15 protein-coding genes and 2 tRNA genes are annotated in these 11,473 nt (G+C 70.0%); 8 read left to right on the plus strand and 9 right to left on the minus strand.

Annotated elements, in window-relative coordinates; genetic code table 11:
• Nucleotides 1–15 precede the first annotated feature (15 nt).
• The 5 genes from ACSJDX_RS11355 to orn all read right to left on the minus strand — a co-directional run bounded on the left by ACSJDX_RS11355 (nucleotide 16) and on the right by orn (nucleotide 1,942).
• Complete coding sequence (locus tag ACSJDX_RS11355) at nucleotides 16–522, minus strand: DUF2017 family protein (RefSeq protein WP_438352785.1); 507 nt, start codon at nucleotides 520–522, stop codon at nucleotides 16–18.
• The gene (gene clpS, locus ACSJDX_RS11360; protein ID WP_438352786.1) at nucleotides 519–815 is read right to left on the minus strand and encodes an ATP-dependent Clp protease adapter ClpS; all 297 of its coding nucleotides are present in this window, start codon (nucleotides 813–815) and stop codon (nucleotides 519–521) included. Before clpS ends, ACSJDX_RS11355 begins: the two co-directional genes overlap by 4 nt.
• A complete protein-coding gene (locus ACSJDX_RS11365; protein WP_438352787.1) occupies nucleotides 812–1,153 on the minus strand; it encodes a metallopeptidase family protein in 342 nt (113 codons plus the stop codon). The genes clpS and ACSJDX_RS11365 overlap by 4 nt, the downstream gene beginning before the upstream one ends.
• A 49-nt stretch (nucleotides 1,154–1,202) precedes the next feature.
• Nucleotides 1,203–1,278 (minus strand) — tRNA-His (locus tag ACSJDX_RS11370).
• A gap of 37 nt (nucleotides 1,279–1,315) precedes the next feature.
• Entirely contained in the window at nucleotides 1,316–1,942 is a 627-nt protein-coding gene (orn, locus tag ACSJDX_RS11375; RefSeq protein ID WP_438352788.1) for an oligoribonuclease, read from the minus strand.
• A 201-nt stretch (nucleotides 1,943–2,143) separates the two neighbouring features.
• Between orn and ACSJDX_RS11380 the strand changes: the two genes are divergently transcribed.
• Nucleotides 2,144–3,325, plus strand: coding sequence for an IS481 family transposase (locus ACSJDX_RS11380; protein WP_438352326.1), 1,182 nt, complete (start codon nucleotides 2,144–2,146; stop codon nucleotides 3,323–3,325).
• A gap of 54 nt (nucleotides 3,326–3,379) precedes the next feature.
• On the opposite strand, the gene ACSJDX_RS11385 is transcribed toward ACSJDX_RS11380, so the two are convergent.
• Nucleotides 3,380–3,451: transfer RNA gene (locus tag ACSJDX_RS11385), tRNA-Arg, on the minus strand.
• A gap of 119 nt (nucleotides 3,452–3,570) precedes the next feature.
• Between ACSJDX_RS11385 and ACSJDX_RS11390 the strand changes: the two genes are divergently transcribed.
• Entirely contained in the window at nucleotides 3,571–3,783 is a 213-nt protein-coding gene (locus tag ACSJDX_RS11390) for a methyltransferase (protein WP_438352789.1), read from the plus strand.
• Nucleotides 3,784–3,808: 25 nt separating this feature from the next.
• On the opposite strand, the gene ACSJDX_RS11395 is transcribed toward ACSJDX_RS11390, so the two are convergent.
• Nucleotides 3,809–4,447, minus strand: coding sequence for a YczE/YyaS/YitT family protein (locus ACSJDX_RS11395; RefSeq protein ID WP_438352790.1), 639 nt, complete (start codon nucleotides 4,445–4,447; stop codon nucleotides 3,809–3,811).
• Nucleotides 4,448–4,508: 61 nt separating this feature from the next.
• Between ACSJDX_RS11395 and ACSJDX_RS11400 the strand changes: the two genes are divergently transcribed.
• Complete coding sequence (locus ACSJDX_RS11400; protein WP_438352791.1) at nucleotides 4,509–5,933, plus strand: PLP-dependent aminotransferase family protein; 1,425 nt, start codon at nucleotides 4,509–4,511, stop codon at nucleotides 5,931–5,933.
• A gap of 17 nt (nucleotides 5,934–5,950) precedes the next feature.
• Here ACSJDX_RS11400 and ACSJDX_RS11405 read toward each other — a convergent pair whose 3' ends face one another.
• Entirely contained in the window at nucleotides 5,951–6,223 is a 273-nt protein-coding gene (locus ACSJDX_RS11405) for a hypothetical protein (RefSeq protein ID WP_438352792.1), read from the minus strand.
• Nucleotides 6,224–6,456: 233 nt separating this feature from the next.
• Here ACSJDX_RS11405 and ssb point away from each other — a divergent pair, with 233 nt between their 5' ends.
• Genes ssb through ACSJDX_RS11425 form a run of 4 tightly spaced genes read left to right on the plus strand, consistent with a single transcriptional unit; the run spans nucleotide 6,457 to nucleotide 9,817 of the window.
• Complete coding sequence (ssb, locus tag ACSJDX_RS11410) at nucleotides 6,457–7,008, plus strand: single-stranded DNA-binding protein (RefSeq protein WP_438352793.1); 552 nt, start codon at nucleotides 6,457–6,459, stop codon at nucleotides 7,006–7,008.
• Between the two features lie 42 nt (nucleotides 7,009–7,050).
• Nucleotides 7,051–7,587, plus strand: a complete 537-nt coding sequence (locus tag ACSJDX_RS11415) for a DUF6993 domain-containing protein (RefSeq protein WP_438352794.1) — start codon at nucleotides 7,051–7,053, stop codon at nucleotides 7,585–7,587.
• A gap of 45 nt (nucleotides 7,588–7,632) precedes the next feature.
• Nucleotides 7,633–9,312, plus strand: coding sequence for an energy-dependent translational throttle protein EttA (ettA, locus tag ACSJDX_RS11420; protein WP_438352795.1), 1,680 nt, complete (start codon nucleotides 7,633–7,635; stop codon nucleotides 9,310–9,312).
• Nucleotides 9,305–9,817 (plus strand): acyl-CoA thioesterase, encoded by a 513-nt coding sequence (locus tag ACSJDX_RS11425; protein WP_438352796.1) that lies wholly within the window; start codon nucleotides 9,305–9,307, stop codon nucleotides 9,815–9,817. The genes ettA and ACSJDX_RS11425 overlap by 8 nt, the downstream gene beginning before the upstream one ends.
• 31 nt (nucleotides 9,818–9,848) lie before the next feature.
• Here the strand turns inward: ACSJDX_RS11425 and ACSJDX_RS11430 are convergent, their stop codons facing one another.
• Entirely contained in the window at nucleotides 9,849–10,700 is an 852-nt protein-coding gene (locus tag ACSJDX_RS11430; protein WP_438354977.1) for an acyl-CoA thioesterase, read from the minus strand.
• Nucleotides 10,701–10,799: 99 nt separating this feature from the next.
• On the opposite strand from ACSJDX_RS11430, the gene ACSJDX_RS11435 reads away from it, so the two are divergent.
• Complete coding sequence (locus ACSJDX_RS11435) at nucleotides 10,800–11,471, plus strand: hypothetical protein (protein ID WP_438352797.1); 672 nt, start codon at nucleotides 10,800–10,802, stop codon at nucleotides 11,469–11,471.
• Nucleotides 11,472–11,473: the final 2 nt, after the last annotated feature.

Below are 11,473 nucleotides of genomic sequence, written 5' to 3' on the forward strand. Positions count from 1 at the left end.
TGCGGATCACGCGGATCACTCGTCGCCGCTGACCGCCCGCACGAGACCGTCGAGGCGGTACCCGACCCAGTCGTAGATCCCGAACCGCGGATCCTCGTGTTCGTGGTCGTCGTCGTCGACGATCCCCAGTCGGGTGGCCAGCACCAGCCGCACCGCCGCCAGGGTGCGCATCCAGGCACGCGCCTCGTGCGGATCGAGGGTGATCGTCACCACCTCCGTCAGCCCCGGATCGTCGAGCTCGAACGGTTCCGGCTGCTCACCGAGCGTGTCGAGCACGATCCTCGCGTCGGCCGTGCGCCGCGACAGGAGGTCGTCCTCGGTGACCGACCGGAACTCGCGCGCCGCGTCGGCGTCGTCGCGATACGCATCGGGCACCAGGCGGGCGACCGCCGGGTCGCCGGTGCGCACGTCTTCTCCGGCGGATTCCATCAGCAGATCGGAGAACTGGGTCACGAGCCCCGCGAGGTGCGTGATCTCGATGCGCGAGATCTCGAGGACGACGAATCGGTCGACAGTGCTCATGGTGCTCTCCGGACGGTGGCCCACAGGCCGTAGTCGTGCATCGCCTGCACGTGGAGCTCCATCTGCTCGCGCGCACCTTCGGCGACGACAGCGTGGCCGTCGTGATGGACGGCGAGCATGAGCCGGGTGGCTTCGGGCAGCGGGAATCCGAAGTACTCGCGGAACACGTGCACCACGTAGCTCATCAGGTTCACCGGATCGTTCCACACGACGGCCTGCCACGGTCGCAGCGGGGCGCGGTCGGTGGTGGCGGCGATGCCGGTGTCGAGGTCGGGAAGCGCGAGGATGCTCATGCCCAGCCCAATTCGTGCAGACGGGCATCGTCGATGCCGTAGAAGTGCGCGATCTCGTGCACGAGAGTGGCGTGCACCTCGTCGCGGAGCTCTTCGAGCGTCTCGCACACGTCGAGGTGGGACTCGCGGTAGACGATGATGCGGTCGGGCAGCTCGCCGACCCCGTAGCGCTCCCGCTCGGTGAGCGCCCATCCGTCGTACAGACCGAGCAGGTCGAGGCTGCCGTCCTCCGGGCGATCCTCGACGACGAACACCACGTTGTCGAGGCCGTCGACCATGTCGTCGGGGAGCAGATCGAGTTCGGCGACGACGAGACGCTCGAAGGATGATGCGTCCATCTGCATCATGGGCGGCCTCCGTCCGAGGCGTCCCGCGAGCTGCGGGGAATGGGGTGAGTAACGGGGCTCGAACCCGCGACATCGGCCACCACAAGGCCGCGCTCTACCAACTGAGCTATACCCACCATGCCGCCCGCCTGCGCGGACAACCATAAGATTCTCTCACACGTCGGAGGCATACGCCGACACCGCGGAGGCGGCGACGGCTCGCGCCGCGTCGCTCGTCGGGCCGGGTTGCGGCACGAACACCGCCTGCCGGTAGTACGCGAGCTCGCGGATCGATTCGCGGATGTCGGCGAGCGCGCGGTGACCGCCGTCCTTCGCCGGCGCGTGGATGTAGGCGCGCGGGTACCAGCGGCGCGAGAGCTCCTTGACGCTCGACACGTCCACGTTGCGATAGTGGAGCCACCGGTCGATGCGGGGCATGTACTTGGCCAGGAACATGCGATCGGTGCCGATCGTGTTGCCGGCCAGCGGCGCCTTCCCTTCGATCGGCGCGAACCGCTGGATGTACTCCAGCGCGAGGAACTCGGCCTCGGCGACGCTGACCCCATCCGGGATCTCTTCGAGCAGTCCGGACTTCTGGTGCATCTGCGTGACGAACTCGCTCATGTTCGCCATGGCGGACTCGTCGGGTCTGATGACGATCTGGAAGCCCGGATCGATCGGTCTCAGGTCGAAGTCGGTCACCACGACGGCGATCTCGACGAGCTCGTCCAGGTCGAGGTCGAGTCCCGTCATCTCGCAGTCGATCCAGACGAGCCGGTCGTTCTCTGAAGCCCCCACCATGACGACCATCCTATCGACGGCGGCGGACACGGCTCCCGGGGTGAGCTCCGACCCACGGCGCTCGATGGACGGATGCCTGGAGCGCCCTGCTGTCTTCCATGTGGAGACGCATTCACAAGTCCCCCCGGAGGTGTCTGGGTTCACGACATAGGCGACAGGTGATCGGCGACACGTGAGTCGGGTCATAGGCGACACTCGTGCATGTCGTCGAAGCATCGGGTTGTGGTGTTGAAGATCGTCTCAGGGCAGCTCACGGTTACCCAGGCGGCGGCCGAGTACGGGATGTCGCGGCAGTATCTGCACAAGCTGCTCGCCCGCTACCGCGACGAGGGCCTGGACGGGTTGCAGCCACGGTCCCGCGCCCCGTTGACGAGTTCGCAGGCGGTCACGGACAGGGTCCGGGTCCGGGTCGTGGAGCTGCGGCACGCGTTGACCGCTGCCGGGACGGACGCCGGCCCCGTCACGATCGCCTGGCACCTCGAACGCGAGGGCTTGCGGGCCCCATCGACCTCCACGATCCGACGCATCCTGCACACCGCCGGGCTGATCGTGCCCGAACCACGCAAACGACCGAAAAGCTCCTACATCCGGTTCGAAGCCTCCCAGCCCAACGAGACCTGGCAATCCGACTTCACCCACTGGCGCCTCGCGGACGGCACCGACGTCGAGATCCTGAACTGGCTCGACGACCACTCCCGCCTGCTCCTCAGCTGCACCGCCCACCGGCCCGTCACCGGCCGTGACGTCGTGGACACGTTCCTGACAACCATCGATGCCTACGGGCCGCCCGCGTCGACCCTGACCGACAACGGCCGCGTCTACACCGCCCGTCACGGAGGAGGCCGCAACCAGTTCGAATACGTCCTCGCCGCGCTGAACATCCGGCAGAAGAACGGCGCCCCGAACCACCCTCAGACCCAGGGGAAGATCGAGAGATTCCACCAGACCCTGAAACGATGGCTGACCGCCCGCCCACGCGCCGCCACGATCACCGAGCTGCAGACCCAGCTCAACACGTTCCGCGAGCACTACAACACCACCCGACCCCATCGCGCCCGAGGAACCACGCCAGCCACCGCCTACGCCAGCACACCCAAAACCGCGCCCTCCGGACACGACGACCGCACCCACTACCGGGTCCGTCACGACCACGTCGACACCAACGGGAAGATCAGCTTCCGCCGCGCAGCCCGCGTGCACCACCTCGGCATCGGCGCCACACATCGCGGGAAACGCTGCATCCTCATCGCCGACGACCACACCATCACCGTCGTCCACCTCGACACCGGCGAGATCATCGCCACCAACACCATCGATCCCACTCGGACCTACTGGCGAAACAACGAAAAAGAGCCCGGCCGATGGCCGGGCTCCTCCTCGTGAATGTCTCCTATGTCGCGACTCAGATGTCTCCTATGTCGCGACTCATCACACAAGTCCCCCCGGAGGGATTCGAACCCCCGACCCAGCGGGTAGAAACCGCTCGCTCTTCCACTGAGCTACGGAGGGAAGGACCCCTCCAGGCTAGCGGCTCGCCGGTCCGGGGACACCCGCGCGACACGGCGGCGGTGGGGCTTGGCGCGCGGACATGCGAGGCGTAGCGTTCGCGTCATCGGAAGGAGTGCACCATGAGCACGACCGACACCCATCACCCGCTCTGGGTCGCGTACGGCACCGGGGGCGTGGTCGGCGCGATCCGCAAGGACGCGGACGGCTACACCGTCACGATGGCGGGCGCCGATGAGAGCACGGGCGTCTACCCGACGATGGAGATCGCGAAGGGCGCCCTGCGCTCGCACATGCGGCCCGGGAGCGACTGGCCGCAGTTCCGCGAGCACTGAGGGCGGTCGCCGCCTCCGCCCGCCCTCACGCCCGCAGGGTGGGCGCGGCGGTGCCGGTCTGCGCGGCCGCGGACGACGCCCCTCGGGGCGCGCGACGCGTGTCCAGCAGCGGCAGTGCGAGATGCACGAGCGGGCCGATCGATGCGGCGAACACGACCGTGCCGATGCCGACCGTGCCGCCGAGCAGCCAGCCGAGGACGAGCACGGTGACCTCGACGGTCAGCCGGCACACCCAGATCGGCCACCCGAGTCGACCGTGCAGACCGGTCATCAGACCATCGCGCGGACCCGGTCCGAAGCGTGCGCCGATGTACAGGCCGGAGGCGAGGGCGACGACCAGCACCCCGCCGATCAGCATCGCGAACTGGGGGAGGACGCCGGTCACCGGCGGGATCAGCGTGAGAGCGGCCTGCATGCTCGTGCCCACCAGCAGGATGTTGGCGATCGTGCCGACGCCGGGCTTCTGCCGCAGCGGGATCCAGGCGAGCAGGACGAGGAAGCCGAGGATGTTCGTCACCCAGCCGATGCCGATCCCGGTGTGGATCGACAGGCCCTGGGCGAGCACGGTCCACGGATCGACGCCGAGACCGGCTTCGACGGTCATCGCGCACCCCGTGCCGTAGAGCACGAGGCCGATCAGGAGCTGCAGGATGCGTCGGGTCACAGGAGTATCCAATCGTAGGATTGGCTCTCGCGCACCAGTCCAATCCGGATACCCTGGATCGATGGACTCCCGCATCTCCGCGCGAACGCTCTCCGGCGCCCTCGGTGGCTGGCGCACCCGCGAGCCTGCCTACGAGGCGCTGGCCGACGGCATCCGCCTGCTCTGCCTCGACAACCGGCTCGCGCCGCGCACCGCGCTCCCCGCCGAACGGGAGCTGGCCGCCGCGCTCGGGGTGAGCCGCACGACCGTGGCCGCGGCCTACCGGAGCCTGCGCGACACGACGCACATCGAGAGCACCCGCGGGTCGGGGAGCGTCACCCTTCCGCTGCGACGCGCCGATCCCGGCCGGGAGGACGCCGCGCACGGCACGATCGACCTGCAGCAGGCGAGCCCGCCCGCATGGCCCGGACTGGCCGGAGTGTTCGCCGAGACGGCCGCCGCGGCGACGTCTCTGGTCGCGCGCGTCGGGTACGACATCGTCGGGCGATCGGAACTGCGCGCGCGGATCGCCGAGCACTATGCGCGCAGGGGTGTGCCGACCAGTCCCGACGAGATCCTCGTGACGACGGGGGCGCAGTCCGCCATCCACCTCCTCGCGACCGTGCTGCTCGGACGCGGGGATCGAGTTCTGGTGGAGACCCCCACGTATCCGCACGCCGCGGACGCGCTGCGGCAGGCGGGGGCGCGCCTGGTCGGGGTGCCCGTGACCACCTCGGACGGCTGGGACCTCGACCGCGCCGAGCAGGCGTTCGCGCGGACGCTCCCGGTGCTCGCGTATCTCATGCCCGACTTCCAGAACCCGACCGGACGCACGATGACGGCGGAGGACCGGCACGTCATGGTGACCGCGGCCGAGCGAGTGGGGTGCACGCTCGTGCTCGACGAGACCACCGCCGACCTCGACATCGATCGGGGCGAATCCGCCGCGGCCTTCCACGCCGCGCAGCCCGGAAGCATCGTGCGCATCGGATCGCTCGGCAAGACCGTCTGGGGCGGCCTGCGGATCGGTTGGATCCGCGCCGAGGCGCCGCTCATCCGCCGCCTCGTGGCCGCGAGGTCGACCCACGAACTCGGCACGCCGGAGTTCGAGCAGTGTGTCGCTGCGGCCCTGTTCCCTCGGATGGACGAGATCGTCGCGCAGCGCTCGGCGTTCCTGCGGCTCGGGCGGGACGCGCTCGTGCAGGCGCTGGAGTCGGCGCTGCCCGGCTGGCAGGTGCCGCGGGTGGCGGGAGGTGTGTCGCTCTGGGTGGGGTTGGATGCCCCGCTCAGCGCCGCGCTCGTGATGGAGGCGCGCGGGCGCGGCGTGCTTCTGTCGGCGGGACCGCGGTTCTCCGTCGACGGGGGACACGATCGGCACCTGAGGATCCCGTTCACCGCGGCTCCGGAGCTGCTGACGCGCGCCGTCGCGGGCCTGGCCGAGTCGTGGGAACGGGTGCGGGGCGACAGTCCGAGACACTTCGAAGCCCGCTGGGAGGCGGTGGTGTAGCCCCACGCCGGCTGCGCTCAGCGTGCGAATCGCAGGCACTCGACCGCCTGCGCGCACGACCAGAACTCGCCGAGCACGCGGAACGATCGCGACCCGGGGTGGTAGCGCTCGACGCGGAACCGGTCGCCGTGAGGCGCGGGAACGCGGCGCAGATGGCCGACGACGAGCCCGCGGACGTCGATCAGGCGCCACAGCCCCGGGCCGGCGGCGGTCGCGTGGAACCGGACGCTCCGGGCTGCCGCCGGAACGTCCGCCGTGTCGTCGAGCGGTGATGCGGTCATCGTGGACATGAGGACTCCTTTCGCATTCGAAGATATGTGCGACCTCCGACATCCGCCCTCCGACGGCACGCGCCGATTCCTCCCCAGGTCGTCGCAGGAATGGATCCGTCCACCGACACGGCGGATCGGACCCGCGCGCGTCCCCCCGATCGCAAGCTGAACCTGCGTCGGTGTCCGACGGGCACTCGGGCACCGGCGCGACACCGGGGAAGGTCCCCGACAGCGAACAGAGAGGATGCGTCATGAGCGACGTCATCACCGTCACCGGCAACATCGCCACCGTCCCCGAGCTGCGGCACGGGCCCAACGGACTGTCCATCACCACCTTCCGCGTGGCGAGCACCGAGCGGCGGTTCGATCGCTCCGCGAACACGTGGATCGACGGGCAGACCAACTGGTACTCGGTGTCGACCTTCCGCAGCCTGGCCGATCACGCCTATGCGTCGCTGGCGAAGGGCGACCGGGTGATCCTCACGGGTCGCTTGCGCCTGCGGCAGTGGGAGGCGGGCGATCGCAAGGGACTCGCCGTCGAGATCGACGCCGACGCCCTCGGACACGATCTGCGCTGGGGGACCACCCGCTACCGGTCGGCCCGCGCCGCCGGAGCGTCCGACGTCGGCGACTCCGGCACGGCCGAGCAGTGGCCGGCACCTCAGCCCGGAGAAGGAGCCGATGCCTCATCGGCACCGCTCGCCGCCGACGGCGGATGGTCGGTCCCCGGCGCCGATCCCGCACCGCCCACGGTGCCGTCCGATCGCGAGCTGGTCGGCGCCGATGCCGACACCCCGTTCTGAGGCTCGCCGGGCGCGGTGGGGCGGCCCACATAGACTCTCTGCGTGACTCGCCGCCCCGCTCATCGCCCGTGCCGGCGCGCCGGCACGGGGCGCGCGCCGAGGGGCGCCGTCAGGGGCACGGCCATCGCGCTCGGACTCGGGGTCGCGATCGCCGTGTCCGGCTGCACGGCGATGACTCCCGCGCCCGATCAGCCCGCCCCGTCGCAGACCACCGCCTCGGCGTCGCCCACCGCGACCCCGACGGCCCCGGCGCTCGTCCGCGGTGGAACCGCACAGGAGAACCTCCCGTTCTTCCGACAGATCGTCGAGGGCGTGTGGGCCGGTCCCGAGCAGGTGACGGGGCGGGCGTACATCGATGCGCTCGTGGCCGCGGGATTCGACAAGACCGCGATGCAGCTCACACCCGACACCTCCGCAGTGGGCAACCCCGCCGAGAGCATCGAGTTCGCCGTGCTGTCGGGCCAGGCCTGCCTGATCGGACAGGTGGGGCCGGCGATCGGCACGGCGGTCACGATCGTCGCTCCGGCGCTGGCCGACGGCGGCTGCCTGCTCGGCGCGACCCGCCCCATCGACTGGTAGTCGGGGGAACGGGCGGCAGGCGCCGCCCCGTAGACTGGACCGGCTATGGCTGAATACATCTACTCGATGGTCCGTGCCCGCAAGGCGGTCGGCGAGAAGCTCATCCTCGACGACGTCACGATGTCGTTCCTCCCGGGCGCGAAGATCGGAATGGTCGGTCCGAACGGCGCGGGGAAGTCCACGATCCTCAAGATCATGGCCGGGCTCGACACGCCGTCCAACGGGGAGGCCAAGCTGACCCCGGGGTTCTCGGTGGGCATCCTCATGCAGGAGCCCGAGCTCGACGATTCCAAGACGGTCCTGGAGAACATCCAGGACGGTGTGGCGATCAAGCCGAAGCTCGACCGCTTCAACGAGATCTCGGCGCTCATGGCAGACCCCGATGCCGACTTCGACGCGCTCCTGGCCGAGATGGGCACGCTGCAGGAGGAGATCGACGCCGCCGACGGCTGGGACCTCGACTCCCAGCTCGAGCAGGCCATGTCCGCGCTGCGCACGCCGCCGGGCGATGCCTCGGTCGTTCCGCTGTCGGGCGGTGAGCGACGTCGTGTCGCCCTCGCCAAGCTCCTGCTCCAGAAGCCCGATCTGCTGCTCCTCGACGAGCCCACCAACCACCTCGACGCCGAGAGCGTGCTGTGGCTGGAACAGCATCTGCAGGCCTACAAGGGCGCCGTGATCGCCATCACCCACGACCGGTACTTCCTCGACAACGTCGCGGAGTGGATCGCCGAGGTCGATCGGGGTCACCTCTACCCGTACGAGGGCAACTACTCGACCTACCTCGAGAAGAAGGGTCAGCGCCTCGAGGTCCAGGGCAAGAAGGACGCGAAGCTCGCCAAGCGCCTGAAGGACGAGCTGGAGTGGGTGCGCTCGAACGCGAAGGGCCGCCAGGTCAAGTCGAAGGCGCGTCTGGCCCGCTACGAGGAGATGGCCGCCGAGGCCGAGCGCACCAAGAAGCTCGACTTCGAGGAGATCCAGATCCCCGCCGGTCCCCGCCTGGGCAGCATCGTGATCGAGGCGAAGAAGCTCGCGAAGGGCTTCGACGGCCGCTCGCTCATCGACGGCCTCACCTTCAGCCTCCCGCCGAACGGGATCGTCGGGGTGATCGGTCCGAACGGCGTCGGAAAGACGACGCTGTTCAAGACGATCGTCGGTCTCGAGCCCCTCGACGGCGGCGACCTGAAGATCGGCGAGACCGTCAAGATCAGCTACGTCGACCAGAGTCGCGCCAACATCGACCCCCAGAAGACCCTGTGGGAGGTCGTCTCCGACGGACTCGACATCATCACCGTCGGCAAGACCGAGATCCCCTCGCGCGCCTACGTGTCGAAGTTCGGATTCAAAGGCCCCGACCAGCAGAAGAAGGCCGGCGTGCTCTCCGGTGGTGAGCGCAACCGTCTCAACCTCGCCCTGACGCTCAAGGAGGGCGGCAACCTCCTCCTCCTCGACGAGCCGACCAACGACCTCGACGTCGAGACGCTCAGCTCCCTGGAGAACGCGCTGCTGGAGTTCCCTGGATGCGCCGTGGTCATCACCCACGACCGGTGGTTCCTCGATCGCATCGCCACGCACATCCTGGCGTACGAGGGCACCGAGGAGCACCCCGACAAGTGGTACTGGTTCGAGGGTAACTTCGAGGCGTACGAGGAGAACAAGATCGAGCGCCTGGGAGCGGACGCGGCCAACCCCAGCCGGTCCACGTACCGCAAGCTCACCCGTGACTGATCCGTCGACGGGTTCAGGACACGACCGACTGCACATCCCCATCGCGCTGCGGTGGGGGGACCTCGACGCGTTCAACCACGTCAACAACACCTCGATGCTGAAGCTGCTCGAGGAGGCGCGGGTGCGCGCCTTCTGGCGCCCGGAGGCCGGAGAAGAGGGCCCGTCCACGGCGGTGCTCGACTCCAGCCTCCACGCGGGTGTGCTCACTCTGATCGCCCGGCAGGAGATCGAGTACCTCGCGCCGGTGCCTTATCAGAGGCATCCGCTCGATGTGCAGCTGTGGTTCGGCAAGATCGGCGGATCCAGCGTCGACGTCTGCTACGAGGTGTACAGCCCGGTCGAGACCGCCCATCTGACCGGTCGGCAGGTGCTGTACGCACGGTCGACGGCGGTGGTGGTGAAGGCGGATGCCGCGACCGGCCGTCCCCTCCGGGTCGGCGCCGAGGAGCGCGCCGCCTGGGAGCCGTACGTCGGGGCTCCCATCGTCTTCGCGCACCGTCGCTGAACCCGGCGCACGAGCCGCAGCGGTCGAGGGCTCATTCGTCGGGATCGGGGACCCGCACCATGATCTCCTGCGCGACACTGGCCAGCAGGACCCCGTCGCGGGAGTAGATCCGACCGTGCGCCAGTCCGCGCCCGCCGCGGGCGCTCGGAGACTCCTGGACGTAGAGCATCCACTCGTCGACCCGGCCAGGGCGGTGCCACCACATGGCGTGGTCGAGACTCGCGACCTTCAGCCCCGGGGTCGCCCAGGCGACGCCGTGGGCGCGCAGCACGGACTCCTGGATCGTCAGGTCGCTGAGATAGGCGAGCGCGGCGCGGTGCAGCGCCGGATCATCGGGCAGTCGTCCACGGGTCCGCATCCAGACGGCCTGGGCGGGCGAGCGCATCTCGTCGGCCTCCGTGTAGATGGGGGAGGGGATGTGGCGCAGGTCCACCGGACGATCGCTCAGCAGCCGGCGCGATGCCGCCGGCTGACCGGCCAGCACGGTGTCGAGGTCGGGCAGTTCGTCGGGACCGGGGAGCCCCTCGGGCATGGGCGACTGATGATCGAGGCCGGGATCCTCGTCCTGGAACGAGGCGATCATCGAGAAGATGGGCACGCCGGACTGGAACGCCTGCGTCCGGCGCGTGGAGAACGAACGGCCGTCGTGGATCCGGTCGACCGAGAAGGTGATCCCCGTGCTCGCGTCGCCGGGGCGCAGGAAGTAGCCGTGCATCGAGTGCGGTGTGCGCTCGGGCGGCAGCGTGCGCGAGGCGGCGACGATGGACTGCGCCAGCACCTGCCCGCCGTAGACGCGGCCCAGCGGCATCGCCTGCGACTGCCCCGTGAAGATGTCCTCCGTGGTGCGCGCGTCCGAACCCGTGAGGTCGAGCACGGCGAGCATCGAGGCGAGAGCCGCCGAGGCGGTGTCGGTGGCGGGGGCCTCGGTCACAGCGTCTCCGTTCCTGCCGCGGCGGGGACCGCGCGTTGGTAGTTTAGGCGGATGTCCGCGCGCATCCCGTTCCCCGATCCGGATGCCGCGGCCGACGCGCTCACCTTCGCCGGACGTGCTGCGCGGCTCGGCGACGGCGGGGTCCGGCTGCAGGCGGCGGGCGGCACGCTGGCCATGACCGCCGCACCGCTGGCGCCGCGCGGGCTGCTCGATCCGACGCCGACGATCCTGGCGCTGCGCGCGCTGCCCGTCGACCCCGAGCTGGAGTGCGACCTCGTGGTGGAGGCATCCGCTCTCCGCGCCGTCGACGACGTGACGCTTCTGCTCCCGGACACCGCGGTCTCGCCCGCGTGGGCGGGCATCTCCCCGCCGCGCGGCGGCTGGTCGGCGATGAGCCCGATCGAGGCGTCGACCCTCGCGTCCCGGGCGCAGTGGGGGATCGCGGCCGTCGCCGAGGCGCTTCCGGCCGATCCGGGCGAGGACGTCGTGCGCAGCGTGCGCGCGACGGTGTGGGGGGAGGCGGATGCGGCGCTGCACGACCTGCCGCGCGGCACGGCGTTCGCGGCGTTCGCGATGGGGTTCATCGGCGGGCAGGAGGAGGCACGCGTGCGCGAAGGCGGATCCTGGGTGCGCCTGACCCTCGACCGCGGCCACGTCCTGGTGCGCAGGCCGGTGCGCTCCGGACTCACCGCCGTGCGCACGACGGGGGCGCCGCGGGGCTGAGG

The sequence above is a fragment of the Microbacterium fluminis genome, from assembly GCF_051549805.1.
Classification (GTDB): Bacteria; Actinomycetota; Actinomycetes; order Actinomycetales; family Microbacteriaceae; genus Microbacterium.

Coding starts and splice junctions, on each gene's coding strand:
- clpS (WP_438352786.1), bottom strand. CDS start 815: ATGAGCATCCTCGCGCTTCCCGACCTCGACACCGGCATCGCCGCCACC.
- ACSJDX_RS11430 (WP_438354977.1), bottom strand. CDS start 10,700: ATGCTCGCCGTGCTCGACCTCACGGGTTCGGACGCGCGCACCACGGAG.
- orn (WP_438352788.1), bottom strand. CDS start 1,942: ATGGTGGGGGCTTCAGAGAACGACCGGCTCGTCTGGATCGACTGCGAG.
- ACSJDX_RS11400 (WP_438352791.1), top strand. CDS start 4,509: ATGGACTCCCGCATCTCCGCGCGAACGCTCTCCGGCGCCCTCGGTGGC.
- ACSJDX_RS11405 (WP_438352792.1), bottom strand. CDS start 6,223: ATGTCCACGATGACCGCATCACCGCTCGACGACACGGCGGACGTTCCG.
- ACSJDX_RS11355 (WP_438352785.1), bottom strand. CDS start 522: ATGAGCACTGTCGACCGATTCGTCGTCCTCGAGATCTCGCGCATCGAG.
- ACSJDX_RS11435 (WP_438352797.1), top strand. CDS start 10,800: ATGTCCGCGCGCATCCCGTTCCCCGATCCGGATGCCGCGGCCGACGCG.
- ACSJDX_RS11365 (WP_438352787.1), bottom strand. CDS start 1,153: ATGGACGCATCATCCTTCGAGCGTCTCGTCGTCGCCGAACTCGATCTG.
- ettA (WP_438352795.1), top strand. CDS start 7,633: ATGGCTGAATACATCTACTCGATGGTCCGTGCCCGCAAGGCGGTCGGC.
- ACSJDX_RS11380 (WP_438352326.1), top strand. CDS start 2,144: ATGTCGTCGAAGCATCGGGTTGTGGTGTTGAAGATCGTCTCAGGGCAG.
- ACSJDX_RS11390 (WP_438352789.1), top strand. CDS start 3,571: ATGAGCACGACCGACACCCATCACCCGCTCTGGGTCGCGTACGGCACC.
- ssb (WP_438352793.1), top strand. CDS start 6,457: ATGAGCGACGTCATCACCGTCACCGGCAACATCGCCACCGTCCCCGAG.